General features: G+C 70.9%; 22 protein-coding genes. 14 read left to right on the forward strand and 8 right to left on the reverse strand.

Annotated elements, in window-relative coordinates; genetic code table 11:
• Positions 1-294: 294 nt before the first annotated feature.
• Positions 295-948 carry a hypothetical protein gene (locus tag ODJ79_RS15240; RefSeq protein ID WP_263024093.1) on the reverse strand — a complete coding sequence of 218 codons (654 nt, stop codon included), beginning with the start codon at positions 946-948 and terminating at the stop codon, positions 295-297.
• Positions 949-989: 41 nt separating this feature from the next.
• Between ODJ79_RS15240 and ODJ79_RS15245 the strand changes: the two genes are divergently transcribed.
• A complete protein-coding gene (locus ODJ79_RS15245) occupies positions 990-1154 on the forward strand; it encodes a hypothetical protein (RefSeq protein ID WP_263024094.1) in 165 nt (54 codons plus the stop codon).
• On the opposite strand, the gene ODJ79_RS15250 is transcribed toward ODJ79_RS15245, so the two are convergent.
• The 3 genes from ODJ79_RS15250 to ODJ79_RS15260 all read right to left on the reverse strand — a co-directional run bounded on the left by ODJ79_RS15250 (position 1128) and on the right by ODJ79_RS15260 (position 3413).
• On the reverse strand, positions 1128-2129 hold the full coding sequence (locus tag ODJ79_RS15250; RefSeq protein WP_263024260.1) for an App1 family protein: 1002 nt from the start codon (positions 2127-2129) through the stop codon (positions 1128-1130). The genes ODJ79_RS15245 and ODJ79_RS15250 overlap by 27 nt on opposite strands.
• A gap of 143 nt (positions 2130-2272) precedes the next feature.
• Positions 2273-2974 carry a hypothetical protein gene (locus ODJ79_RS15255; protein ID WP_263024095.1) on the reverse strand — a complete coding sequence of 234 codons (702 nt, stop codon included), beginning with the start codon at positions 2972-2974 and terminating at the stop codon, positions 2273-2275.
• Positions 2975-3065: 91 nt separating this feature from the next.
• Complete coding sequence (locus ODJ79_RS15260; protein WP_263024096.1) at positions 3066-3413, reverse strand: hypothetical protein; 348 nt, start codon at positions 3411-3413, stop codon at positions 3066-3068.
• A gap of 93 nt (positions 3414-3506) precedes the next feature.
• On the opposite strand from ODJ79_RS15260, the gene ODJ79_RS15265 reads away from it, so the two are divergent.
• The 9 genes from ODJ79_RS15265 to ODJ79_RS15305 all read left to right on the forward strand — a co-directional run bounded on the left by ODJ79_RS15265 (position 3507) and on the right by ODJ79_RS15305 (position 13366).
• On the forward strand, positions 3507-4343 hold the full coding sequence (locus tag ODJ79_RS15265; RefSeq protein WP_263024097.1) for an NAD-dependent protein deacetylase: 837 nt from the start codon (positions 3507-3509) through the stop codon (positions 4341-4343).
• 204 nt (positions 4344-4547) lie between these two features.
• A complete protein-coding gene (locus tag ODJ79_RS15270; protein WP_263024261.1) occupies positions 4548-5549 on the forward strand; it encodes a LacI family DNA-binding transcriptional regulator in 1002 nt (333 codons plus the stop codon).
• Positions 5550-5699: 150 nt separating this feature from the next.
• A complete protein-coding gene (locus ODJ79_RS15275; RefSeq protein WP_263024098.1) occupies positions 5700-7385 on the forward strand; it encodes an ABC transporter substrate-binding protein in 1686 nt (561 codons plus the stop codon).
• Positions 7386-7457: 72 nt separating this feature from the next.
• Positions 7458-8510 (forward strand): ABC transporter ATP-binding protein, encoded by a 1053-nt coding sequence (locus ODJ79_RS15280; protein ID WP_263024099.1) that lies wholly within the window; start codon positions 7458-7460, stop codon positions 8508-8510.
• Positions 8507-9487, forward strand: coding sequence for an ABC transporter permease (locus ODJ79_RS15285; RefSeq protein ID WP_263024100.1), 981 nt, complete (start codon positions 8507-8509; stop codon positions 9485-9487). Before ODJ79_RS15280 ends, ODJ79_RS15285 begins: the two co-directional genes overlap by 4 nt.
• A 3-nt stretch (positions 9488-9490) precedes the next feature.
• A complete protein-coding gene (locus tag ODJ79_RS15290; RefSeq protein ID WP_263024101.1) occupies positions 9491-10543 on the forward strand; it encodes an ABC transporter permease in 1053 nt (350 codons plus the stop codon).
• Positions 10543-11547, forward strand: a complete 1005-nt coding sequence (locus ODJ79_RS15295; protein WP_263024102.1) for an ABC transporter ATP-binding protein — start codon at positions 10543-10545, stop codon at positions 11545-11547. Before ODJ79_RS15290 ends, ODJ79_RS15295 begins: the two co-directional genes overlap by 1 nt.
• A 64-nt stretch (positions 11548-11611) precedes the next feature.
• Positions 11612-13015, forward strand: coding sequence for a GH1 family beta-glucosidase (locus ODJ79_RS15300; protein ID WP_263024103.1), 1404 nt, complete (start codon positions 11612-11614; stop codon positions 13013-13015).
• Positions 13016-13156: 141 nt separating this feature from the next.
• Entirely contained in the window at positions 13157-13366 is a 210-nt protein-coding gene (locus ODJ79_RS15305) for a hypothetical protein (protein ID WP_263024104.1), read from the forward strand.
• Positions 13367-13577: 211 nt separating this feature from the next.
• Here the strand turns inward: ODJ79_RS15305 and ODJ79_RS15310 are convergent, their stop codons facing one another.
• Positions 13578-14774, reverse strand: coding sequence for an ROK family protein (locus tag ODJ79_RS15310; RefSeq protein ID WP_263024105.1), 1197 nt, complete (start codon positions 14772-14774; stop codon positions 13578-13580).
• 104 nt (positions 14775-14878) lie between these two features.
• On the opposite strand from ODJ79_RS15310, the gene ODJ79_RS15315 reads away from it, so the two are divergent.
• From ODJ79_RS15315 to ODJ79_RS15325, 3 genes are all read left to right on the forward strand, one after another.
• Positions 14879-15712, forward strand: coding sequence for a class I SAM-dependent methyltransferase (locus ODJ79_RS15315; RefSeq protein ID WP_263024106.1), 834 nt, complete (start codon positions 14879-14881; stop codon positions 15710-15712).
• 120 nt (positions 15713-15832) lie between these two features.
• Positions 15833-16483, forward strand: a complete 651-nt coding sequence (locus ODJ79_RS15320; RefSeq protein ID WP_263024107.1) for an HAD family hydrolase — start codon at positions 15833-15835, stop codon at positions 16481-16483.
• 213 nt (positions 16484-16696) lie between these two features.
• Complete coding sequence (locus tag ODJ79_RS15325; RefSeq protein ID WP_263024108.1) at positions 16697-17074, forward strand: hypothetical protein; 378 nt, start codon at positions 16697-16699, stop codon at positions 17072-17074.
• Positions 17075-17172: 98 nt separating this feature from the next.
• Here the strand turns inward: ODJ79_RS15325 and ODJ79_RS15330 are convergent, their stop codons facing one another.
• From ODJ79_RS15330 to ODJ79_RS15340, 3 genes are all read right to left on the reverse strand, one after another.
• Positions 17173-19692 (reverse strand): DNA topoisomerase (ATP-hydrolyzing) subunit A, encoded by a 2520-nt coding sequence (locus ODJ79_RS15330; protein ID WP_263024109.1) that lies wholly within the window; start codon positions 19690-19692, stop codon positions 17173-17175.
• Positions 19693-19708: 16 nt separating this feature from the next.
• Positions 19709-21760: a type IIA DNA topoisomerase subunit B gene (locus ODJ79_RS15335; RefSeq protein ID WP_263024110.1), complete on the reverse strand. Its 2052-nt coding sequence runs from the start codon at positions 21758-21760 to the stop codon at positions 19709-19711.
• Between the two features lie 137 nt (positions 21761-21897).
• Complete coding sequence (locus tag ODJ79_RS15340; RefSeq protein ID WP_263024111.1) at positions 21898-22503, reverse strand: adenylate/guanylate cyclase domain-containing protein; 606 nt, start codon at positions 22501-22503, stop codon at positions 21898-21900.
• Positions 22504-22683: 180 nt separating this feature from the next.
• Here ODJ79_RS15340 and ODJ79_RS15345 point away from each other — a divergent pair, with 180 nt between their 5' ends.
• Positions 22684-25497: an ATP-binding protein gene (locus tag ODJ79_RS15345; protein WP_263024112.1), complete on the forward strand. Its 2814-nt coding sequence runs from the start codon at positions 22684-22686 to the stop codon at positions 25495-25497.
• The last annotated feature ends 137 nt before the right edge of the window (positions 25498-25634 follow it).

Raw genomic sequence — 25634 nt, forward strand, 5'->3', positions numbered from 1 at the left:
CGGGCAGCGGCGGGATCGGACGGTAGGTACTCGACCCGCGCCTCGTCGTCAGGTTCAAGCGCCTTGCCGAAGAACGGCGGCTGGACGATGACCTCGTGTTGTCGTCCGGCCGCCGGAAAACCACATGTGCCCGCCCGCTCTTCGGGCGGCGGGCGACCACCCCGCCACGATCGGCTCAAACGCTTCCGCGCCGCGCACGAGCGGTCCCTGACCGCAACGGCCGGACAAGGCGCCACAAGGCGACCGCCCAGGCCCGCCGTGCACCCTGGCACGGTCGGGGCGGCCCCAAGAACGCTAGGTGGCGGGGAGCTCCACCACGATCTCGTCGCCGAGGGTGAAGCCCGCGCACAGCTCCAGCTCGTCGCCGCTCCAGAAGCGGCCCGGGTCGTACCAGTTGGGCTGGCGGCCGCGCGGCAGCAGCCCCATGTCCTCGTAGGTCACCGCGACCACCTCGGCGCAGTACGCCGTCTCCAGCCCCGCGTCGCCGGGCGGGGTTCGCTGCCACCGGCGCGGGCGGACCTGCGGCACCCGGCCGCGCACCCAGCGCCACGCCAGCTGCGCCGAGGACGGGAAGGGGGTGCCGTCGAGCCGGGCCACCGTCTTGAGTGCCTTGTCCTCCATGGTGCGGGTGACGCCGGGCTCGAGCTGGCGCAGCCAGCCCCGCTGGCCGTAGCGCTGGGCCCAGACCGTGACCGCGTCTCGCAGGTCGTGCAGCTGGACACCGCGCTGGAACGTGCCCGACCACAGGTCGGGAAGCGATTTGCCCAGCTCGGCGTGCCACATCAGGGGTGGCATGTCCTCGATCACCAGCGACATGCCGACGTGGTTGACCGGGCTGTTGGTCAGCGTCTGGATCGCCCGGTCGGGACCGGAGCGGCCTCGGAAGATCCAGATGTCTCCGGTACGCGTCAGATCGAGTGCCTGATCGAGACTGATAGCGGCATCCACGTGTCTATCCTCGGATGATGCGTTGGTGGAAGGTAGTCGGCTTGGCCGGATTGGCAGGTGTCGCCGCGACCGGGGCGGTGGTGGCCCGGGCGGAGCGCAAGCGCCGGGCGTACACACCCGACGAGGTGCGGTCCCGGCTGCACCAGCGGGTCGCCGAGGCGGCCGCGCCGGCGGCGCCCTCAGACGACATCAGTGTCGCGGAGTAGCGACCACAGCCCCGCGCCGTCGGGCGCGGTGAACCAGGTCTTGCCGCCGGAGCCGACCGCCTCGGGGCTGCCGGCCGGGCCGGGGACGGCGCCGGCCAGCACGGACTGGGTGGGCGACAGGCGGCGGATCGCCACCGCCGCCACGTTTTCCGGGTGGGCGTGCGCGAACTCGGAGTAGATCTCCTGATCGTGCTGGCCGTCGTCGCCGATCAGCAGCCACTTGATCTCGGGAAACTCGGTGGCCAGGCGCTTGAGGGTGGTGCGCTTGTGCTCCTGGCCGCTGCGGAACCAGCGGTCGGGGGTGGGACCCCAGTCGGTGAGCAGCAGGGGGCCGGCCGGGTACAGGTGGCGGCTGAGGAACCGGGTGAGCGTGGGCGCGACGTTCCACGCCCCGGTGGACAGGTAGAAGACCGGGGCGCCCGCGTTCGCGTTGACCAGGCGTTCGTACAGCACTGCCATGCCGGGGACGGCCATCCGGGCGTGCTCGTCGAGGACGAACGTGTTCCACGCGGCGAGCAGCGGGCGGGGCAGGGCGGTGACCATCACCGTGTCGTCGATGTCGGAGATCAGGCCGAACCGGCAGGCCGGGTCGACCACCCGGATCGGGGCGTCGACCGGGGCCGCGCCCTCGGTGGACAGGCGCACGCTGGCCCAGCCGGGGGTGAGGTCGCCCTTGACCCGGCAGTCCACGTACCCGCTGCGGTCGGTCCTCGTCTCGGTGACGTCGTCGCCCACCTGGATGCGCACCAGGGTGTTGTTGACCGGGGAGGTCAGGAAGCTGCGCCAGCCGCGCAGTTTTTCCCGCTGCCGACGCTTGCCGGCCTGGCGGGTGAGCACGATCCGGGCCATCACCCGGCACCAGCCGGGCGCACCGTAGCCGGTGTACGCCGTGATCACCGGCTGCCAGCCCCGGCCGCGCAGCCGGCGCTCGACGACCTCGTGGAGGGCGTCCTCCACCACCGCGGCACGGTGCATCCGAACCGCGGGCGGGGAGGCACCCCCCGGAGTCTCCGTCACGCCGGCCCCCTTACCGTCTCCGGGCGCGCGTCCCGTGCGGTTACGGTACCCGCCCGGCACGACCCTCGCGGAAGAATGCGGAGACCCTCCAATCAGGACTTTCAGGCCGCCGCCGGCAGCTCGGCCGTGGTCCACGTCTCGGCCCACCACTGTTCATCGCCGGCCGGTTGCCCGGCTCCGGCCCGCGTGACGGCGGCCGCCGCCTCGAGCCGGAGGCTGCGCAGCGCCCCGGCCGCGAATTCGGCCTCCTGCCAGGCATTTCGCTCCGTCGCGAGGGCCTTCTGGTACTCGGCCCAGCGGTGCTCGCGGACGGCCCGCTTGAGCGCCGACTCCTGCACCACCGGGTGCAGCCGGGGGTTCCAGCCGCGGTGCGCGTAGACGTCGTTCAGCTGGGCGATGGAGATCTCCCGGTTGCGGCAGGCCGCGCTCGCCGCGTGATGGAGATAACGCTGACGCTCCGCGTTCTCGCCCGGTTTGCGGCGCCGGCTCATCAGCGGGTACGCGAGGGCCTTGGCGGCCTGCCGGGCGGCCCGGTCGGCCGCGTCGAAGGCGAGCCAGGCGGCGTCCAGCTCCTGCTGGGCGATGACCCAGTCGGCGCGGCGGCGCTCGGCGGTCGCGGCGGCGCGACCGGCGGCCACGGTCACCTCGCCGGCGTAGCGGCGGGCGTCGGACTCGGCCTCGGACAGCGGCACCTCGGCCGGGCGGGTCCGGCGGGCCAGGGCGCGGCCGAGCAGGACGACGCCGACGAGCATCAGCACCCAGAGCGCGGCGGCCTGCGGTACGGAGACGAGAAAGTTTTCCACGGAACACCTCACATGACGGACGCGGCCTTCGTGGTGCCTTCGGGGTGCGAACCGTGCCTGGCGGCACGCGGAAAAGGCGCGGGCGGACGGATCAGGCCACGGGCGGGGCGCGCCCGCCGCGAACCCGGAGCGCGGCGCCGGTCAGCACCGTGATCACGGCCACCACCACGAGCACCGCGGGCGCCTCGGCCGGGAGGGGGGCGGCTTCGACGCGTACCGGAGAGGGCGCGGAAACGGACTCACTCAGAGTGACCGAAGCCTCGGCCGACGTCGCCATGATGACGGCGGGTGACGGCGCCACCGGCGCCGGAGTCGTCGCGGCGGGCCCGGTGAAGGCCAGGCCGAGCAGCGCGAGGCCGGCCAGGAAGCGCAGCAGGCGCCGAGTGTCCCAGTCACTGGGGAGCCAGTGACTGCGGAGCACACGCGCCACAGCTGTCACGGGATCAAACTTACCGAATCAGGGCGCAACATGCACGAGTTGCCCAGGTCGTGGGCGTGTGACGGCTTCCGCCCGGCGAGGGACGATGGCTTCGTGGACCTTCAGGTGGTGGAGCAGGTGGCGACCCTCGGCGAGTGGATCGGCGAGGGCGGCGTGGTGGTGCTGAGCGGGGCCGGGCTGTCGACCGACTCCGGGATTCCGGACTATCGCGGGCCGTCCGGCTCGGCCCGGCGCAGCACCCCGATGACCTACCAGACGTTCACCCGCGATCCGATCGCGCGGCGGCGCTACTGGGCGCGCAGTCACCTCGGATGGCACACGATCGGGCAGGCTCGCCCGAACGAGGGTCACCTCGCCGTGGCGCGGCTGCAACGGCGGGGCGCGCTGGACGGCATCGTCACCCAGAACGTGGACGGCCTGCACCAGGCGGCCGGTGCCCGCGACGTGGTGGAGCTGCACGGCAACCTGACCCGGATCACCTGCCTGGCCTGCGGCGCGTCGACCCCGCGCGACCACATGGCGGCCCGGCTGGACGCCGCGAACCCGGCCTTCGCCGGGGTGGCGGTGGCGTTCAACGCGGACGGCGACGCCGAGCTGGCCGGGACGTCGCTGGACGGCTTCACCGTGGTGGACTGCCTGGACTGCGGCGGGATGCTCAAACCGGATGTCGTCTACTTCGGCGAGACGGTGCCGGCCGACCGGGTCGCCCGCGCCTTCGAGCTGGTCGAGAGCTGCCGCACGCTGCTGGTCCTCGGCTCGTCGCTGACCGTGATGTCGGGCCGGCGGTTCGTGCTGCGGGCCGCCAAGCGGGGCATTCGGGTGGCCATCGTCAATCGCGGGGTGACTCGCGGCGAGCCGTACGCAAGCCTCCTCATCGATGCCCCATTGGGCATCGTGCTGCCGCACCTCGCCGATCTGTCGCCGGTATAAAACTGGATATATCACCCCGGTTATCGTCTCGATACACAAATAAAAGTTTGTTTCTCATTGACGTGACCGGGGCCACTGACGTTAACTGCCGGAACCGGTACCGAAACCGGTTCCGAAACACCCGAGCAACATCGTCAGCGCCCGGCGGTAACCGGCCGGACGTCGATGAGAATTGCGGGCATGCAGACGAGGGGGCCTGGACCAGTGCCGATCACCATCGCCGACGTGGCGGCCCGGGCAAAGGTCAGCAAGACCACCGTGTCCCGGGTGCTCAACGGCAAGGGTGAGCTCGACGAGTCGACCGCGGCCCGGGTCCGCGCGGTGATCGACGAGCTCGGCTACGTGCCCAGCTCCCGGGCCGTCGGCCTGGCCCGCGGCCGCACCCGGGTGGTGGCCATGCTGGTGCCGTCGCTGACCTGGCCGTGGATCGGCGAGGTGCTGCAGGGCGCCGTCGACGTGCTGGAGACCGAGCGGTACGGCCTGCTGCTGTTCACCTGCAACCGGGGCGACGAGTCGATGCGCCAGTTCGGCGCCCAGGTCTCCGCGAAGTCCTTCGACGGCCTGCTGGTCATCGAGCCCGAGGGCACTCTCGACTACATCGCCACCCTGCACCGCCGCGGCCTGCCGGTGGTGCTCATCGACGACCGCGACCAGAGCACCGGCGAGATCCCGAGCGTCGGCACCACCAACCACGACGGCGCCGGGTCGGCCGCCCGGCATCTGCTCGAGATCGGCCGTCGCAAGCCGCTGGTGGTCACCGGGCCGGAGCGGTTCGGCTGCACCGACCAGCGCATGGCCGGCTTCGCCGCGGTGTACGCGGAGGCCGGCCTCGCCATCCCGCCGGAGCGGGTCTCGCTCGGCGACTTCACGGTCGCCTGCGGAGCCGACGCCGTGCACGCCGCGCTCGCCGCGGGGGTCGAGTTCGACTCGGTCTTCGCCCACAACGACCTTTCCGCGCTCGGCGCGATGCAGGCGCTGCTGGACACCGGCCGCCGCACCCCGCAGGACGTGGCGGTGGTCGGCTTCGACGACATACCGACCGCGGCGCACACCCAGCCGCCGCTCTCCACAGTGCACCAACCGTTGCGCGAGATGGGCGAGGCCGCGGCCCGCACGCTGCTCGCGCACTTCGAGGGCTCACCCCTGCCCAGCGAACCGACCGTCATTCCCACCTCGTTCGTGACCCGCGGCTCCACGGTCGCCTGACCCATAGCTTTCGTTCCCGTCGTCGCGCCCCGACGACCGCACCACAACGCACCAACCCGCGACATCCGGAGCAGGCCGAGGGCCGGCGCCGCGATGCCGCACGCCCTCGGGCACCCCTCTTCACCCCTTTCATTGACAGGAGCACCTTCGATGCAGAGAAGGAAACTGTTCGCGGTCGCGCTGGCGGGTGTGCTCGCCACCGGCGGCCTCGCCGCCTGCGGTGACTCGCCCAACGCCAACAACGCGAACGCCAACAAGGCGGGCGTCGACTACCTGAAGATCGGCATGCCGAACGGCACGCAGACCGAGAACCACAACCCGTTCGCCGGCACCTCGTCGGCCAACGCGCTCGGCTACAAGTGGATGATCTACGAGCCGCTGCTCATGTGGAACCCGGTCAAGCCGGCCGACCCGGCCAAGCCGTGGCTGGCCAGCGAGGTCAAGTGGGCGTCGGACTACAAGTCGGCGGACATCACCGTCCGCGACAACGCCACCTGGTCGGACGGGCAGAAGCTGACCGCCGACGACGTGGCGTACACCTTCAACCTGCTCAAGGGCAACGAAGCGCTCAACCAGTACGCGATCCCGTTCGACCAGATCACGGTCAACGGCAACGTCGTGCACGTGACGTTCAAGTCGTCGCAGTTCGTCAACCAGGTCAAGATCATGGCGCAGACGACGATCGTGCCGAAGCACATCTGGGAGACGATCAAGGACCCGGCCACCGACATCAACAAGAACCCGATCGGCTCCGGCCCGTACACGCTGAAGTCGTTCACCCAGGCCGGCATTGTGCTGACCGAGCGCTCCAGCGGCTACTGGCAGGACCTGCCGAAGGTCAAGGAGCTGCGCTACGTGTCCTACGCGGACAACAGCGCGCAGACGACCGCCCTGGCCAACGGCGAATCCGAGTGGAGCTTCGTCTTCATCCCGAACTACCAGGCCACCTTCGTCTCGAAGGACCCGGCCAACCACAAGATCTGGGCGCCCGGCGTGCTCGGCATCCACGGCCTCTACATCAACACCACGGTCAAGCCGTTCGACGACCCGAAGCTGCGCCAGGCGATGAACATGGTCGTCAACCGGGCGGACATCTTCACCCAGGCCGAGGCCGGCTACTTCCACCCGCAGATCGACAGCGTGACCGGCCTGCCCGCGGGCGCCGGCGACGCGTTCGTCGCGCCCGAGTACAAGGGCAAGACCCTCACCCCGGACGTCGAGGGCGCGAAGGCGCTGCTGGCGAAGGCCGGATACAAGCTGAACGGGACGACGCTGACCGACCCGTCCGGCAAGCCGGTCAAGATCACCCTGACCGACCCGGCGCCGTGGTCCGATTACCAGACCACGCTGGAGATCATCAAGACCAACCTCGCCCAGATCGGCATCGCCGCCACGGTCGACAAGGCCAACCAGGACAAGTGGGACCAGAACGTCCAGAAGGGCGACTTCCAGGCCACCATGCGCTGGACCAACGGCGGCGCCACGCCGTACGACATCTACCAGACCGTGATGGACGGTGACCTGCTCAAGCCGATCGGCACCGCGGCGCAGCAGGGCAACTTCGGCCGGTTCAAGTCGCCGGAGGCCACCGCGGCCCTCAAGGCGTACGCGAACGCCACCAGCGACGCCGACCGCACCACGGCGATGAACCAGATCCAGAAGGTCTTCGTCGAGCAGGTGCCGATGCTGCCGGTCGGCTCCGACAACGTGGGCGGCGCCTACAGCACCAAGAACTGGATCGGCTGGCCGTCCGACGCCGACGCCTACGCGGGCATGCAGCCCACCCAGCCGTACGCGCTCGACGTCGTCCTGCACCTCAAGCCCGCCAACTCCTGATCGCGTGACCCCGCCGCTCCCCGTCCCAGCGGGGAGCGGCGGCACACGATCCACCCCCGCAAAGGAAGTGGCATGACGTCTACTCAGGACGCCAAGGCCCCGACCGGCGAGGTGGTGCTTGAGGCGGTAGGCCTGACCAAGCACTTCCCCGTCCGCCGGACTCTGCGTGAGCTCTTCACGCGAACGCACAACGCGGTGCACGCCGTCGACGACGTGCACCTGACCCTCCGCCGCGGCCAGGTCGTCGCGCTCGTCGGCGAATCGGGCTCCGGCAAGTCGACCGTCGCCCGCCTGCTCGCCCAGCTCTATCCGCGCACCGGCGGCGACATCCGGCTGCACGGGGAGTCCACCCGGGTCAAGGCCGGCCGCCAGTTCCGCGGCTACGCCAGTCGGGTCCAGATGATCTTCCAGGACCCGTTCGCCTCGCTGAACCCGGTGCACACGATCCGCTACCACCTCACCCGGGCGCTGCGGATCCACCGCAACGACGGCGGCGACCTCGAGGCGGCCCTGCACGAGCTGCTCACCCGGGTCAGCCTTACCCCGCCCGAGCGTTACCTGGACAAGTTCCCGCACGAGCTCTCCGGCGGCCAGCGGCAGCGGGTGGCGATCGCCCGCGCCCTCGGCGCCCGGCCCGAGGCGCTGCTCGCCGACGAGCCGGTGTCCATGCTGGACGTCTCCATCCGGCTCGGCGTGCTGAACCTGCTGCGCGACCTCAAGGAGCGGCTCAACCTGGCGATCCTGTACATCACCCACGACATCGCGTCGGCCCGCTACTTCGCCGACCAGACCCTGGTGATGTACGCGGGCCGGATGGTCGAGGGCGGCGACAGCGAGACGGTCACCCAGTCGCCGGCGCACCCGTACACCCGGCTGCTGATCGACTCGGCGCCGGACCCGGACCGGCTAACGGGCGACGTCGACCCGCTCGAGGAGGACCGGGGCAACGGCGAGCCGCCGAGCCTGATCCACCCGCCGTCCGGCTGCCGTTTCCACCCACGCTGCCCGTCCGCGATGCCGCGCTGCTCGACCGACCTGCCCGTCCCGCTGGCGATCGGCGACACGCCCGGCCACTGGGCCGCCTGCTGGCTGTACGACTCGGCGGCGAAGGAGTCAGCGAAGTGAAGTACTTCCTCCAGCGCATGGCGTTCTACCTCTTCACCGCCTGGGCCGCGATCACCATCAACTTCTTCATCCCGCGGCTCGTGCCGGGCGACCCGGTCCAGTCGCTGATCGCCAAGTACCAGGGCCAGCTCTCCACCAAGTCGATCGCGTCGCTCTACGTCCTGTTCGGACTGGACAAGCACCAGAGCCTCTGGGAGCAGTACCTCGACTACTGGAAGCAGATCTTCCACGGCGACCTGGGCCTGTCGTTCACCTTCTTCCCGGCCCCGGTCTCCCAGGTGATCAGCCAGGCGCTGCCCTGGACGGTGCTGCTGGTCGGCCTCACCACGATCATCAGCTTCACGCTCGGCACCGGACTCGGCGTGCTGGCCGGCTGGCGGCGCGGCTCGTGGGCGGACGGCCTGCTGCCGGTCACCACGTTCTTCTCCTCGGTGCCGTACTTCTGGCTCGGCATCATCTCGATCTACCTGCTCGCCGGGCCGGGCAGCTTCTTCCCGTCCTCCGGCGGCTTCGACTCGGAGCTGGTGCCGGCCTGGGACCAGTACTTCATCCCGAGCGCGATCCAGCACAGCCTGCTGCCGGCGCTGACCATCCTGATCTCCTCGGTCAGCGGCTGGATCCTGAGCATGCGCAACATGATGGTGACGGTGTCCTCCGAGGACTACATCACCGTCGCGCACGCGAAGGGCCTGCCCGAGCGGCGGGTCGCGCTCTCCTACGCGGCCCGCAACGCGCTGCTGCCCAGCGTCTCCGGCTTCGCCCTGGCGCTCGGCTTCATCGTCGGCGGCACCCTGCTCGTCGAGATCGTCTTCTCCTACCCGGGGCTCGGCTACACGCTGCTGCAGGCGGTCGGCGCCAAGGACTACCCGCTGATGCAGGGCATCTTCCTGATCATCACGATCGCCGTGCTGCTGGCCAACCTGCTGGCCGACGTCGCGTACCTGCTGCTCGACCCGCGCACCCGCAAGGAGGGCTGAGCGATGACGATTCCCACCTCCAGCATCGAGCAGGTCATTCCCGGCCAGGGCTCGATGGCGCAGCCCGAGGCGGCGAAGCCGGAGAAGGCCCGGCGGGAGCGGTTCCGCTTCCTGCGCAACGGCAAGGCGTCGATCGGCCTGGCCATCCTCGGCGTGTACGTGGTCTTCGCGGTCATCGGTCCGTGGATCGCGCCGTACGACCCCGACGCGCGCAGCAACGCGCTGGTGCAGGGCCCGTCGGCCGAGCACTGGCTCGGCACCACCCACCTCGGACAGGACGTCCTCAGCCAGCTGCTGGTCGGCACCCGCAGCGTGGTGTACGTCGGCTTCCTGGCCGCGTTCATCGCGACCACGCTGAGCGTGCTGGTCGGCGTCGCGTCGGGATACATCGGCGGCAAGGCCGACGACACGCTGTCGGTGATCACCAACGTCGTCCTGGTCATCCCGGCCGTGCCCCTGATGATCATCATCACCTCGACGCTGAACAACGTCAGCGACACGATGATCGCGGTGATCATCGGGCTCACCTGCTGGTCGTGGAACGCCCGGGTGCTGCGCGCGCAGACGCTGTCGCTGCGCCGGCGGGACTTCGTCGAGGCGTCCCGGGCGTCCGGCGAGCGCACCTGGCGGATCATCGGCTTCGAGCTGCTGCCCAACCTCACCGCGGTGATCGCCTCCGGCTTCGTCGGCACGGTCATCTTCGCGGTGCTCTCCGAGATCACCCTGGCCTTCATCGGCGTCGTCAACAACGGTTGGAACTGGGGCACGATCCTGTTCTGGGCGCAGGGCCAGCAGGCGCTCGGCCAGGACGCGTGGTGGTGGTTCGTACCGGCCGGCCTGGCGATCGCCCTGCTCGGCATGGCGCTTTCGCTGATCAACTTCGGCATCGACGAGTTCGTCAGCCCGCGACTGCGCAGCGCCGGCAAGACCAAGCTGCGGACGGCGCGCGGGCGGACCGTCCGGATGCGGATCGGCTTCACCCCGGTCATGGGCGGCGCGCCTGCCGTCAAGGAGCCGGCCGGGCTGGTCACCCCCGTGGCACGAGAGGCGAAGTGATGGAGCCGGTTCTCGAGATTCGCAACCTCAACGTCGACTACGGCCTGGGCGACAAGGCGGTCCGCGCCGTACGCGACGTGAGTCTGACGTTGCACAAGGGCGAGGTGCTCGGCCTGGCCGGGGAGAGCGGCTCCGGCAAGTCGACGCTCGCCTACGGGATGACCCGGCTGCTCGCGCCGCCCGGTGTGATCACCGGCGGCGAGGTGATCTACCACCCGCCGAGCGGCCAGGCGTACGACGTGCTCGGGCTGAGCGACCGCGCGCTGCGGGAGTTCCGCTGGGCCGAGACGGCGATCGTGTTCCAGGGCGCGATGAACTCGCTCAACCCGGTCCACAAGATCTCCACCCAGCTGACCGACGTGCTGCGGGCGCACGAGCCGAAGATGAGCGAGCACACCCGCACCGCCCGGGCCCGGGAGATGCTCAAGCTGGTCGGCATCTCCCCCGACCGGATGGACGCGTACCCGCACCAGCTCTCCGGCGGCATGCGCCAGCGCGTGATGATCGGCATGGCGCTGATCCTGCAGCCGCAGGTGGTCATCATGGACGAGCCGACCACCGCGCTGGACGTGGTGATGCAGCGGCAGATCCTGGGCCAGCTGATCGAGCTGCGCGAACGGCTCGGCTTCTCGGTCATCTTCATCACGCACGACCTGTCGCTGCTGGTCGAGTTCTCCAACCGGATCGCCATCATGTACGGCGGCCGGATCGTCGAACAGGCGCCCGCGGCCACGATCTACCGGGACGCTCTGCACCCGTACAGCAAAGGTCTGTTGAGCTCTTTCCCGGCCCTGCGGGGCGCGCGGCGTGAGCTCGCGGGCATTCCCGGATCCCCGCCGGACCTCGCGGGCATGCCCGCGGGGTGCTCGTTCCACCCCCGTTGCCCCAGGGCCTTCGAGCCCTGCTCCAGCGCCATCCCGGTGCTCGGCCGTCCGGACGTCCCGGATGGAGCCGGCCGTTCCGTCGCGTGCTGGCTGCATCCGGCCGAGCAAACCGTCGGATGACGTAGAGGGCCGGTCCTTCATACCGCGGGACCGGCCCTCTTTCCTATCCCCACTCTGGAGAGTCATGAACCCCACCACCACGACCGCCCCGCTAGCCGCCGCGCCGATTGCCGGCCTGCCGCCCACGTTCCAGTGGGGCGTCGCCACCTCCGCCTATCAGATCGAGGGGGCCGCGTTCGAGGACGGGCGCACACCGTCCATCTGGGACACGTTCTGCCGCAAGCCCGGCGCCGTGCACAACGGCGACCACGGCGACGTCGCGTGCGACCACTACCACCGGATGCCGCAGGACGTCGCGCTGATCAAGTCGCTGGGCGTGGACGCGTACCGGTTCTCGGTGTCCTGGCCGCGCGTGCAGCCCGGTGGTCGCGGGCCGGTCAACCCGGCCGGGCTCGCCTTCTACGACCGGCTGGTCGACGAGTTGCTGGCCAACGGGATCGACCCGTGGGTGACGCTGTACCACTGGGACCTGCCGCAGGAGCTGGAGGACGCGGGCGGCTGGCCGGTGCGGGACACGGCGTACCGGTTCGCGGACTACGTGGCGCTGGTGTTCGACAAGTTGCAGGACCGGGTGGCGACCTTCACGACGCTGAACGAGCCGTGGTGCTCGGCCTGGCTCGGGTATCACGCGGGGATACACGCGCCGGGCCGGCAGAACTTCGACGACCACCTGTCGGCGGTGCATCACCTGCTGCTCGGGCACGGGCTGGCGATGCAGCGGATGCGGGCGCGGGAGACCCGGCCGCACACGTACGGAATCACGCTCAACATGGGCACGGCCGATCCCGCCTCGGACACCGACATCGACCGCGACGCGGCCCGGCGCGCCGACGGGATGGGGTTGCGGATCTACCTGGACCCGCTGCGGCACGGCCGCTATCCCGCGGACGTCGTGGCGGACCTGGCCGCCCGGGGCAAGGCGTTTCCGGTCGTGGACGGCGACCTGGAGGTCATCTCGGCGCCGTTCGAGGTGCTGGGGGTCAACTTCTACTTCGGACAGGACTTCGCCGGAACCGACGAGTCGGGCAACACGCACGACGCCGACGGGGAGCCGGTCGTGCGGGCCGTGCTGCCGGACACCCCGCGCACCGCGATGAACTGGCCGATCACCCCGGACCGCTTCACCCAGCTCCTGGTGCGCCTGCACCGCGACTACCCCGGCCTGCCCATGGTCATCACCGAGAACGGCGCCGCCTTCCCCGACGCTCCCGACAGTTCCGGATTTGTCGCTGATGACGCCCGTACCGCTTATTTGGCTACGCATCTGGCGGCGGTGGCCGACGCTCGCGCGCAGGGGGCAGACGTCCGCGGCTACTTCGCGTGGTCGCTGATGGACAACTTCGAGTGGGCCGAGGGATACGCCAAGCGCTTCGGCATCGTGCACGTCGACTACGAGTCGCAGGTGCGCACGCCCAAGCAGAGCGCCCTCTGGTTCCGCGACACCATCGCCCGCACCCGCGAGGCGTGATCTCCCGCCGGCGGCTTCGCGGGATCATTCCGAGGCCGTCGGCGGGCTCCACCTTCCTTTCACCGTACGGGTAAGCGGTCGTTTAAAGATCGACGGGTCCGGGGTACCCGGTGGGCATCCCCAAGACCGAGGAGTCCCGCGATGCGTACCGGATCTATCGGCGCCGTCATCATCGTCATCTGGCTGGTGCTGGGCACCGTGGCCGCCGCCCAGCGCGGCTACTTCAAGAACACCGGCGACGCCAGCTGCGCGAAGGCCGGCACCATTGTGGTCACGATCGTGGCCGGGCCACTGAACTGGATGGGCATCAACCCGAAGATCAAGTGTGACATCCCGCAGCCGAGCAAGTAGGCCCCCGCGTATGCCGGGCGGCGGCGCAGGCCCCCACCACCTTCGCCGCCGCCCCTTCCCGCCTGGACGATCGTTGACCGCAACCGCCCCGCGCCACCCGCCGGCCCGGCAGCCCGGTACGGCCTTGCGTTGCAACCAGGCCGGTCGCTACGGCGGGGAGACGCCGACTGCGGTTGTGCGGCCCCTCAGCCTCGTACCTCTGCTTCGGCTTTTATCGTCTTGAGCCTTGCGGGCGACGCGACCTCGGCGGCAGCGCGATCATGGGCTCCTCCGGCTCCGGAAGGCCGCCGTCGGCCAGCAGCTGCGCGATCGGCAGCGTCGCCGCACCCATCGCCACCGCGTCCGGCCCGAGCGTGCACAGATCGATTCTGGTCTGTGAGTAGGGGCGGCGCAGAGCGTGCCGGGCCGCCGCCTCGCGGATCTCCGGAAGGAAGCGCTCGCCCAGCACCGAACCCGCGATGCCGCCGAGGACGATGCGCTCCGGGCTGAACAGGTTGATCAGGTCGGCGATGCCCGCGCCCAGATAGCCGGCCGTCTCGGCGAAGACCTCCCGAGCCGCCGGGGGCGGGTCGGCGAGCAACTCGGCGAGCAGCGACGGGGTGTGCGGGCGGCCGGTGGCGGCGGCGAGACGGCGCCCGATGCCGCCGGCGCCGACGTAGGCCTCCAGGCAGCCCCGGGCGCCGCAGCGGCAGACCTCGCCGTCGTAGACCAGCGTCGTGTGGCCCCACTCGCCGGCGTTGCTGTTGGCGCCCCGGTAGCTGCGGCCGTCCATCACCACCGCGGCACCGACCCCGGTGCCGATCATGATGATGACCGCGTGCCGGGCGCCGCGGGCGGAGCCGAACCACATCTCGGCCTGGCCGAAGGTCTTCGCGCCGTTGTCCACGAAGATCGGGACCTCGGTGCCGGCCCGGAGCATCGTGCCCAGCGGCACCTCGTCCCAGCCGGTGGACTGGGAGTCGACCACGCCGTCCCGGTCGACCACGCCGGGCACGCCCACGCCGTAGCCGAGCACCTGCGCCGGGTCGACGCCGGCGTCGGCGGTCACCGCGGCCAGGCCGGCCAGCAACTGCTCGGCGACCTGGGACGGGTCGTCGTCGTGCTCGAACTCGGCCTGCGCGAGCCGGGCCATCGACAGGTCGTAGAGCTCGATCAGGACGCGCGTCTCGGCGACGTCGGCACCGACCACGTACCGGAAGCCGGGCCGCACCTGCAGCAGCACCCGAGGGCGGCCGCCGTCCGAGCCGACCAGGCCGGCCTCCTCGACCAGGCCCTCCTCGAGCATCTCGCCGATCAGGTTGCTGACGCTGGCCTGGCTGAGCGCGGTCGTGCCGGCCAGCTGCTGCCGGCTCTGCAACCCGCCGTGGAACAGGTCGGTGAGCAGGCTGGACCGATTGGCCCGGCGCACGTCACGCACCGTCGTACGCCTGCTCTCCAAGCTCGCGTCCCCTCTGCTCGCATCAACCCGCTCGAAACTGTACGGCGCGCGGGCCGCGCGTCTATCGTGCCCCCGTGAGCGACTATCGGGACGTCAATCTGGCCCATTGGAACGAGCGCGCCGCCGCTCACGCCGCCTCGCCCGGCTATCCGGTGGCCCAGCTCGCGTCCGACCCGGCGGCGCTGAGCGACGTGGTCGCCTTCGACCGCCCGCTGCTCGGCTCCCTGGCCGATCAGCGCGGAATTCACCTGCAGTGTCACATCGGCACCGACACGGTGTCGTTGACCCGGCTCGGCGCCACGATGACCGGCCTAGACTTTTCTGACAAATCACTATATGAGGCTCGGGCGGTCGCCGCCAAGGCCGGCGCCGACGTCCGCTTCGTCCAGGCCGACGTCTATGACGCGGTCGCCGCGGCCGGCGACGGCTACGACTTCGTCTACACCGGAGTCGGCGCGTTGTGCTGGCTGCCCGACATCGCTCGCTGGGCCCGGGTCGTGGCCGCGCTGCTGCGGCCGGGCGGACGGCTCTTCGTCCGCGAGGGCCACCCCATGCTCTGGGCGCTCGACGACGAACGCCTCGACGCCCTTGTGGTGAAATATCCTTATTTTGAGCGAGCCGAGCCCACCGTCTTCGTCTCCGACGGCTCCTACGTCGAGACCGACATCGACCTGCGCGGCAGCACCACCCACGAGTGGAACCACGGCCTCGGCGAGATCATCACCGCCCTCCTCGACGCCGGCCTGACGGTGACCGGCCTGGTCGAGCACCGCTCGGTCCCCTGGGAGGCCCTGCCCGGCCGCATGAGCCTGCGGCCCGACGGCGAGTGGGTGCTCGACGAGGACCCCGACCGGCTCCCGCTCACCTACACCCTGCAGGCAATCAAAACCGTCATATCGTACGGCTGACACCTCGCCCAACCGCAGCGGCGACCGAACCGCCGTCTCCCCGCGAGCTGAGCGTCACTCGCGGCTCTGCCGCGACCGCCGGGCTGACCTGCCTGGTCACCCTCACCCCATACTTGCCGAGTGAGCCTTGGGAAAGCCGGTGCCCGCCGGCCCGCCCTCCTGATCGACGTCGGCGGCGTCCTCATGGCGGACTGCTTGACCGCGGCCGCGGCCGCTTGGGGAGACCGCCTCGGCATCGCCCCGCACGCCTTCCTCGCCGCGCTGTTCGCCGGCAACGACGACCAGATCCTCGTCGGCCGCGTCGGCGAGGCAGCCTGGTGGCGCACCATCGCCGATCGGCTGCACCTCGACGAGAGGCAGGCCGCAGCGATCCGAGCCGACCTGCGCGCGCGGCAGACCTGGAACTCCGCGCTGCTCACCGGCCTGCGCCGCATCCACGGACGGGCGACGATCACCATCGTCAGCAACGCCTGGCCCGACATCCGGGCCGGCCTGGCCGAGGCGGGCGTGCTCGACCTCGCCGACACCGTCGTACTGTCCTGCGAGGTCGGCTACGCGAAACCCGACCCGCGCATCTACGCGATCGCTCTGCACAGCGTTCGGGCGGACCCGGCCGACGCGCTGTTCATCGACGACACCCTGGAGCATGTCGACGCCGCCACGGCCCTGGGCATGAGCGGCCACCTGCACAGCCACACCGGCCAGACCCTCACCCGAATCGAGCGGTTCGTGGAATCCGCACCGCTTCCGCATCTTGGCTACGACCACTGACGCCCTTACCGACCCGCGGGCGCCGTGACAAGCCGGTACCGGGCGCGGTGACCAAGCCGGTACCGGGCGCCGTGAAAAAGCCGATACCGGGCGCCGTGACCAAGCCGGTACCGGGCGGTGGCCGAGCCGGTGCCGCACCCCGCCACGCTCGTAGGCGTGAATCATCAACATCCGCAGGAAGCCCACGCCTCGCGGGGGCGCACAGCCGCTTGGGTGACCGTCGCGGTTCTGGCGTGGACGGTCAACCCGCTCGTGCTGTTGATCACCGTGTGGCCGACCGGGCTCGGCCGTAACTGCTCGTCGCCGAGCGACGCGCCGGACTACGTGCCTCCGGGTTGTCCGCGCGAGGGCCTGGTGGTCCTGGCCGGCATGTTCGTGCTGGGTTGTTGGATCCTCGTCACCGGGGTCGTCGGCCTGGCGTGCGGGGTGGTGGAAGGGGCCCGCCACCGCTTCGCGAAGGGCGTCGTCGTGCCGGCCGTCCTGGTCACCATCGCGGCGCCGTGGGCGATGGCCGCCTTTGCGGTCGGCGCCGGGCTGGCCTGGCTGGTGACCGCCGCCGACAGGCCTCGCGTCGGGCAGAGCCGCGGCTGAGGTCGACCACGACCCTCAGCCCCGCACCCGGCCCGGCCCGGCTCGGCGACCCACTCCCCGGCTCGGCGACCGACTCCCCGGCGGCGGCCGTTCGCCCGTCAGCCGCGCTCGATCAGGTGGCCGATGATCTGGGGGCCCATCATCACCGCGGCGCCCGAGCCGTCCCGCCGGCCGTCCGGGTCGGGCAGGTCGACCGGGTCGCCCGTGGTGCTCGCGCCGACCGGGCGCGGACCGACCCATGCCACCGCCAACCGCGCCTCGCCCTTGAGGAACCGCTGCGCCCGCACGCCGCCGGTCGCCCGGCCCTTCGCCGGGTACTGCGCGAACGGCGTCACCTTCACCTGCGTGCCGGTCGAGGTCACCACCATCGGCTCGCCGTGCTCGGCGTCCGCGGTGACGACCACGTTGAACGACAGCACCTCGGCGCCGTCGGACAGGTTGATGCCCGCCATGCCGCCGCCCTTGAGACCCTGCGGCCGTACGGTCTTGGCCGGGAACCGCAGCAGCGACGCGTCGGACGCGACGAACACCAGCGACTCGTTGCCGTCGGTGAGCCAGGCCGCCTGCACGACCTCGTCGCCGTCCTTGAGCGTGATCACCTCGAACTCGTCCGACCGGACCGGCCACTCCGGCGCGCACACCTTCACCACGCCGAACTTGGTGCCCATCGCGAGGCCGGGCGAGCCGTCGGCGAGCGGCGCAATACCGACCACCTGCTCGCCCCGCTCCAGCGGGATGAGCTCGGACGCCGACATCCCACCGCGCAGCGACACCGTGCCGGACTGCTCGGGCAGCACCGGCAGCGGCAGCACGTCCGTCTTGAACGCCCGGCCCCGGTTGGTGACCAGCAGGATCCGGCCGCGAGCGGTCGAGTGGATCACCGCGCGGACCGCGTCGTGCCGCACCCGGCCGGAGCGGCGGCGCGCCTCGGTGGCCTCCTCGCTCTCCGCCGCGGTCCGCGCGATCAGCCCGGTGGCCGAGAGGATCACCTGGCACGGGTCGTCGGCGACCTCGAGCGGCCCGGCCGGCGCGCTCGCCGCGAGCACCTCCTTGAGGTCGCCGTCGATCAGCGTGGTGCGCCGCTCGGCGCCGAACTCCCTCGCCACCTCGGCCAACTCGTCCGAGACGACCTGCTTGAGCACGTCGGTGTTGTCGAGGATGCGGGACAGCTCGGCGATCTCGTTGCGCAGCCGCTCCTGCTCGGTCTCCAGCTCGATCCGGTCGAAGCGGGTGAGCCGCCGCAGCGGCGTGTCCAGGATGTACGTCGCCTGGATGTCGGAGAGGCTGAACTCGCTCATCAACGCCGCCTTGGCCGCGGCCGCGTCGTCGCTGCCCCGGATGATCGCGACCACCCGGTCGATGTCGATCAGGGCGATGAGCAGGCCGTCGACCAGGTGCAGGCGGTCCTCGCGCTTGGTGCGGCGGAACTGCGTACGCCGGGTGACCACGTCGTACCGGTGCTGGACGAACACCTCGAGCAGCGCCTTGAGCCCCAGCGTCTGCGGCTGCCCGTCGAGCAGCACCAGGTTGTTGATGCCGAACGAGGTCTCCAGCGGGGTCAGCCGGTAGAGGTCGGCGAGCAGCGCCTGCGGGTTGACGCCGACCTTGCACTCGATCACCAGGCGGGTGCCGTGCTCGCGGTCGGTGAGGTCCTTGACGTCCGCGATGCCCTGCAGCCGGGCGGCCTGCCGCTGCCCGCGCTTGGGACCGGAGACGATCAGCTTGCCCTTCACCTCGTCGGTGATCGCCTCGATGATCTTCTCGGTGCCGATGCCGTACGGCAGCTCGGTCACCGTGATCGCCTGCCGGCCGCGCCCGCCCTCCAAGGGCCCGGTCTGCGCCCGCGCCCGCATCCGCACCACGCCGCGCCCGGTCTCGTACGCCCGGCGCACCTCGTCGAGGCCGAGCAGCTGCCCGCCGGTCGGCAGGTCGGGCCCGGGCACGAAGCGCATCAGCTCGTCGAGATCCGCCTCCGGCTGAGTGATCAGGTGCCGGGCGGCCGCCACCACCTCGCCGAGGTTGTGCGGGATCATGTTGGTCGCCATGCCCACCGCGATGCCGGAGGTGCCGTTGACCAGCAGGTTGGGGAACGCCGCCGGCAGCACCTTGGGCTCGAGGTCGCTGCCGTCGTAGGTGGCCTTGAAGTCGACCGTGCCCTCGCCGAGCTCCCCGACCAGCAGCATCGCCTCCCGCGACATCCGGGCCTCGGTGTACCTCGCCGCGGCCGGGCCGTCGTCCGGAGATCCGAAGTTGCCGTGGCCGTCGATCAACGGGGCATTCAGTGAGAAGTTCTGCGCCAAACGGACCAATGCGTCATAAATAGCCACGTCGCCGTGCGGGTGGTATTTACCCATCACATCGCCGACAACTCGGGCGGACTTCACGTAGGCGCGGTCGGGGCGATGGCCCTGCTCCGACATCGACCAGAGGATGCGCCGGTGGACCGGCTTGAGGCCGTCGCGCGCGTCCGGCAGGGCGCGCGAGTGGATGACCGAGTACGCGTACTCCAGGTACGAATCCTCGACCTCGGTGGTCAGCGGGTTGTCGATGACCCGCGCGCCGGCCTGGTCGAATGCGGACGGGTCGACGCGGTTGTTCTCGTTCTTACGGCGTGCCATGGGAAACCGCGACCTCTCAGGCGTCGATCGTGTCTTCGTCGATGCGGCCCGCCGCCTCGATCAGCCAGTTCTTCCGCGGCTCGACCCGCTCACCCATCAGCAGTTCGAGGGTGGCCTCGGCGCGCTCGGCGTCGTCCAGGGTGATCCGCCGGACGGTGCGGGTGGCCGGGTTCATCGTGGTCTCCCACAGCTCGTCGGCGTCCATCTCGCCGAGACCCTTGAACCGCGGCACGGGTTTCTGCACCGTCCTGCCGGCCCGCTCGAAGCGCGCCACGGTGGCTTCCATCTCCTGCTGGGTGTACGTGAAGACGGTCTCCGCGTTGCGCCCCTTGGTGACCACCTTGTGCAGCGGCGGCATGGCGGCGAACAACCGGCCCTCCTCGATCACGGGCCGCATGTACTTCGCGAACAGGGTGATCAGCAGGGTGCGGATGTGCGATCCGTCCACATCGGCGTCCGCCATGATCATGACGCGGCCGTAGCGGAGCGAGGCGAGCTCGAACGTACGCCCGGAGCCGGCCCCCAGCACCTGCACGATCGCCGAGCACTCGGCGTTGTCGAGCACCTGCTGCAGGGAGGCCTTCTGCACGTTCAGGATCTTGCCGCGGATCGGCAGCAGGGCCTGATATTCCGACGACCGGGCCATCCGGGCGGTGCCGAGCGCGCTGTCACCCTCGACGATGTAGAGCTCGGAGCGGGCGATGCCGGTGGCCCGGCAGTCGACCAGCTTGGGCGGCATCGAGGCGCCCTCGAGCGCGGTCTTGCGCCGGGCCGCGTCCTTCTGCTGCTTCTGCGTGAGGCGGACGCGGGCGGCATCCACCACCTTTTGCAGCACGAGCCGGGCCTCGGTCTTGGTGCGCCGGCCGTCGATCCACTCCTTGATGTGCGCCTCGATCAGCGACTGCACCACCCGGGTGAGGCCGGCCGTGGACAGCTCGTCCTTGGTCTGCGAGGTGAACTGCGGCTCGGGCACCCGCACGTGCAGCACCGCGGTCATGCCCTCGAGCAGGTCGTCGAGGACCGGCGGATCCTCCTTGGGCCGCAGCAGGCCGCGGGTGTTGCGGATCGCCTCGGTGAGCGCCCGCACCAGGGCCCGCTCGAAGCCCTTGCGGTGGGTGCCGCCGTGCATGTTGCGGATCGTGTTGGTGAAGCACTCGATGGTGCGGTCGTAGCCCGTGCCCCAGCGGAAGGCGACCTCGATCTCGGCCCGGCGCTCGACGTTGGACTGCATCACGCCGTTCGCGTCGGCGGCGTTCTCCTTGTATGTACCCTCGCCGGTGACCAGGAGGATGCCGGAGACCGGCTTGTCGCCGGGGTGGGTGAGGTAGTCGACCATGTCGGTGAGGCCGTGCGGGAAGTGGAAGGTCTCGGTGGCCGGCTCCTCGGCGGTCTCGTCACGCAACGTATACGTCACGCCGGGGACGAGGAACGCCGTGTTGCGCAGCTTGGCCCGGACCGCGTCGGCGTCGAGCCGGGCGCCGGTCTCGAAGTAGCGCGCGTCGTACCAGTACCGGATGGACGTGCCGCCGCGCTCGCCGCGCTTCATCTTCCGGACGACCCGCAGGCCGGACTCGGGGTGGAAGCGGGCGGTCGGGCCGGGGCCGTCGAACACGCCCGGGGCGCCGCGGTGGAAGGAGATCTCGTGGACCTTGCCGTCCCGCTTGACGGTGACGTCGAAGCGCAGCGACAGCGCGTTGACCGCGGAGGCGCCGACGCCGTGCAGGCCGCCGGAGGTCTTGTAGCCGGAGCCGCCGAACTTGCCGCCGGCGTGCAGCCGGGTGAGCACGAGCTCGACGCCGTTGAGGCCGGATTTGGCGTTGATGTCGGTCGGAATGCCCCGGCCGTCGTCGTCGACCTGGACCGAGCCGTCGGCGTGGATGATCACCGACACCGTGGTGGCGTGGCCGGCGACGCCCTCGTCGGTGCAGTTGTCGATGATCTCGTTGGCCAGATGGTTGACGCCGCGGCTGTCGGTGGAACCGATGTACATGCCCGGGCGTTTCCGGACGGCGTCCAGCCCCTCGAGGTGCGTGAGGTCGTCAGCCCCGTACAGAATTTCCGCGGTCACGAGGTGGCACTTCCCATCGGCCCTAGGTAATGAGACGCGGCGAGCCTACCGGGACCCTCCGACAGTTCTTCTGCAGACGAGCCGAAGGACCCGCCGGAAGATCCCGGATAATAGCGACTAATACCCCAGGTCGTGAGCTATGACACGGCGCAGAGCACCCGCTGCGGCTGCAATGCGCGCCAGATGTCGAGCGGGTACGGCTTGCCGGCCACCCGCACCGGCGGCATCTCCTGGTACGCGATCAGCTCGCCGGTCACCTCCCGGGTCGCCGCGCACACCACCACGGTGTCGTGCGGGGCGTACGCCTGGAGCCGGGCCGCGGTCGAGACCACGCTGCCGCTGATCATGCCGTGCCCGAACTCGCGGGCCGCCGCCACGTCGACGATCACGTCGCCGGTCGCCAGACCCACCCGGGTGCGTACCGCGAACCTGCCGGCCAGGAGCTGCCCCCTCAACGCCTCCTGGACCGACAGGCCCGCTCGCACCGCCGAAGCGGCCGCCTCCGCGCCGAACCCGTCGGGCCCGGTGCCGAACACCGCCATGACCGCGTCCCCGACGTACTTCTCCACCACCCCGTCCGCGGCTCGCACCACGTCGCACACGGTGGAGAAATAGTCGCGCTGCAACGCGCGGACCACCGCACAGTCAAGATCATCGGTCAGCGAGGTGTACCCCACGATGTCGATGAACAAGACCGTGACGGTCTGACGCCGCTCCTGCTCCGCCATAGCGATTGCGGTCATGACTTCCACACTCCCCCAGATAACTGCTTGCCCCGGTGGAGAACGGTGCCAGGCGCTGTCCAGATCGGGATCGTCAGAACGACGTATCTCTGACAGCCCGGGGCTCCCGTCATTTTTGTGACGCAGAACAGACCGAACCGACGAGAACGTGCTAGGTCCATTCGCACTAGGCTGCCCTGCATGGCCAGCGAGCAAGGGGACGACGGTCCGCTTGTCGGGCGTACCGACACGCTTGCCGAGATCCAGTCCGACCTGCGCAATGTCGGCCCGGGCGGCACCGCCGCGGTGTTTCTCACCGGCGAGAGCGGGGTCGGCAAGAGCCGGCTGCTGCGTGAGACCGCCCGCGCGCTGGGTGACGCGGGTTACTCCGTGCTGTCCGGAACCTGCCTCGACATCGGCGATGCGTCCCCGTTGCACCCCGTTCTTCAGGCCTTGCGGCAGTATCAACCCGATCTTCAGCAGTGGGACCAGACGGCCGGCGCCGATGCCCTGCTCGACCGGGTGAGCCGTGACCTGCGCGCGGTGGCCGGCGAGAAAGACCTGCTGCTGGTCCTCGACGACCTGCAGTGGGCCGACCGCAGCACCCGGCAGCTGCTGCTCTACCTGCTGGCCGGCCTGGGCGGCATCCGCCTGTCGGTGCTGGCCGCCGTGCGGGCCGAGGCGTTGCACGGCGCCCACCCGCTGCGCCGGGTGCTGGCCGAGTTGCGCCGGCTGCGCTCGGTGAAGGTGGTGGATCTCACCCCACTCGACCGCGACCAGACCTCCGAGCTGGTCAGCGCGATCGCCGGGACCGGCATCGAGCCGGAGGACGCCGACCGGGTCTACAAGCGCTCCGGCGGCAACCCGTTCGTGGTCGAGGAGCTGGCCCGCGACCTGCGCGACGGCCGGGTCGAGCTGTCCGACACGCTGCGCGAGATCTTCCTGTCCCGGGTGGACGAGCTCCCGGTGAACGCGCACGCGGTGGTGCACGCGATCGCGGCCGGCGTCGAGCCGGTCGGGCACGCCGTGCTGTCCCGGGTGACCAGGCTGGCCGAGGACGAGCTGATCGAGGCGATCCGGGCCGCGGTCGCGCACCGCTTCGTGGCGAGCTCCACCGACGGCTACCGCCTGCGGCACCGGCTGGTCGCCGAGGTGCTGGAGGCCGAGGTGCTGCCGGCCGAGGCCGCGTCGCTGCACCGCCGCTATGCGGAGGCGATGGAGGCGTCGGGTGAGGTCGACCACGCCCGGCTCGCTCATCACTGGCAGAAGGCGGGCGAGCCGGCTCGCGCGCTGCCGTCGGTGGTCGCGGCCGCGCGGAGCGCCGAGAAGCTGTACGGGTTCACCGAGGCGCACCGCTACTGGAGCCTGGCGCTCGACCTCACGACCGACGACGCCCCCGAGCGGACCGAGCTGGTGGCGCACGCGGCCGAGTCCGCGCACCACTGCGGCGAGCACCAGCGGGCCCTCGATCGGCTGGCCGAGCTGGCCAAGCAGCCGGACGCGCCGGGCGAGTGCGACCTGCACCTGCGCCGCGCGCGTTACCTGGCCGCGGCCGGCCGGTCGGCGACCGCCGAGGTGGAGTACGAGCTGGCCCTGCGCTCGCCGGACTGCACACCGCAGCAGCGTGTCTCGGCCGCCGCCAACCTCGCCGAGTTGCTGCTGCACCTGGGCCGGTACGCGGACGCCAACGCCCGGGCCACCGAGGCGCTCGACCAGGCCGCGGGCAACGGCTCCACCCGCGATCTCGTACGCGCCAGCGCCGCCCTCGGCTTCAGCTCGGCCTTCCGCGAGGACCCGGACGCCGGTCTCGCGGTCATCCGGCACGCCGTCGAGATCGCCGAGCGCTCCGGCCACCCGGACGACCTGGGCGTGGCCTATCTGCACCTCGCCGAGCTGCTGACCGGCCCGCTGAACAGCCCCGAGGAGGGCGTGCTGGTCGCCCGCCGGGGCGCGGAACGGCTGGCCGCACTGGGCGCCGGCCGTACGTATCAGACCCGCCTGCTCGCGATCGCCGGCAACGGCCTGTTCCGGGTGGGCCAGTGGGCCGAGGCCGACGCCGTGCTCGAGGCGGCCATGCGGCACCGCCCGTCCGGCGCGGACGCGGTCGAGCTGCTGCTGGCCCGGTGCCGGTTGTGGGTGGGTTTCGGCGACGTCGACGCCGCGCAGCGCGACCTGGACGCGGTGGCCACCCTGCTGGCCGGCGGCGGCGCCCGGCACGTGCTGCCGATGCTCACCCTGCGGGCCGGGCTGGCGATGTGGCAGGGCCGGCACGCCCAGGCCCGGGCCGCGGTCCAGCGTGGACTCACCGAGACCCGCTCCGACGACCTGGTGCTGCTCGGCGTGCTGGCCTGGCACGGCCTGCGGGCCGAGGCCGAGGCGCGGGCGGCCGGCGAGCCGGTCGACCCGGGCGCGATCCGCCGGCTCAAGACCGTGGTCGACCGGATGTCCGAGGGCGTGGGCAACGCCGCGACGCCGGTCCGCGCGGTCATCGACGGCTACATCGACCTGTGCCACGCCGAGATCAGCCGGGTCGAGGAGCGGCACGACCCCGTCCCGTGGCAGCGCGCCGCGACCGCGTGGGATCGGCGCAACCAGCCCTATCCCGCCGCGTATGCCCGGCTGCGCCGCGCCGAGGCCGCGCTGACCCGTAAGTACCGCAAGCCCGCCGCGGTGCTGGCGCTGCGCGAGGCGTATGCGACGGCGACCGCGATGGGCGCCCGGCCGTTCGCCGCCGAGATCGTCTCGACCGCGCACCGGTTCCGGGTGGCGCTCGCCGACGACCTGGACACGGTCGATCTCGCGCCGCCCAGTGCCGAGGACGACGGCCTGGCCGTGCTGACCCAGCGCGAGCGCGAGGTACTGGCCGCGGTCGCCGAGGGCCTGACCAACCGGGAGATCGGCGAGCGGCTGTACATCAGCGAGCGGACCGTCGGCGTCCATGTCGGACACATCTTCGACAAGCTCCAGGTGCGCACGAGAGTGCAGGCCAGCCGGGTCTATCTGACCGCGGCGTGACCTTTTCGTTATCTACGTACGCGGAATACGTACTTCTACCGATCCCTGCGTAGGTCGCCGGTGAAAGGCTCTTTCCCACGGGGGAGCACCACCCGGCGTCTACCGGCGCCGGGTGGTGCTGGGGGGCCCTCCGAGTG

Source organism: Actinoplanes sp. KI2, assembly GCF_025630775.1.
In the GTDB taxonomy this organism is placed as follows: Bacteria; Actinomycetota; Actinomycetes; order Mycobacteriales; family Micromonosporaceae; genus Actinoplanes.

Bases quoted from the DNA above. Each gene is read 5' to 3' on its own strand.
- ODJ79_RS15250 (WP_263024260.1), bottom strand. From the start codon at position 2,129: ATGCACCGTGCCGCGGTGGTGGAGGACGCCCTCCACGAGGTCGTCGAG.
- ODJ79_RS15275 (WP_263024098.1), top strand. From the start codon at position 5,700: ATGCAGAGAAGGAAACTGTTCGCGGTCGCGCTGGCGGGTGTGCTCGCC.
- ODJ79_RS15280 (WP_263024099.1), top strand. From the start codon at position 7,458: ATGACGTCTACTCAGGACGCCAAGGCCCCGACCGGCGAGGTGGTGCTT.
- ODJ79_RS15290 (WP_263024101.1), top strand. From the start codon at position 9,491: ATGACGATTCCCACCTCCAGCATCGAGCAGGTCATTCCCGGCCAGGGC.
- ODJ79_RS15295 (WP_263024102.1), top strand. From the start codon at position 10,543: ATGGAGCCGGTTCTCGAGATTCGCAACCTCAACGTCGACTACGGCCTG.
- ODJ79_RS15300 (WP_263024103.1), top strand. From the start codon at position 11,612: ATGAACCCCACCACCACGACCGCCCCGCTAGCCGCCGCGCCGATTGCC.
- ODJ79_RS15305 (WP_263024104.1), top strand. From the start codon at position 13,157: ATGCGTACCGGATCTATCGGCGCCGTCATCATCGTCATCTGGCTGGTG.
- ODJ79_RS15330 (WP_263024109.1), bottom strand. From the start codon at position 19,692: ATGGCACGCCGTAAGAACGAGAACAACCGCGTCGACCCGTCCGCATTC.
- ODJ79_RS15340 (WP_263024111.1), bottom strand. From the start codon at position 22,503: ATGACCGCAATCGCTATGGCGGAGCAGGAGCGGCGTCAGACCGTCACG.
- ODJ79_RS15345 (WP_263024112.1), top strand. From the start codon at position 22,684: ATGGCCAGCGAGCAAGGGGACGACGGTCCGCTTGTCGGGCGTACCGAC.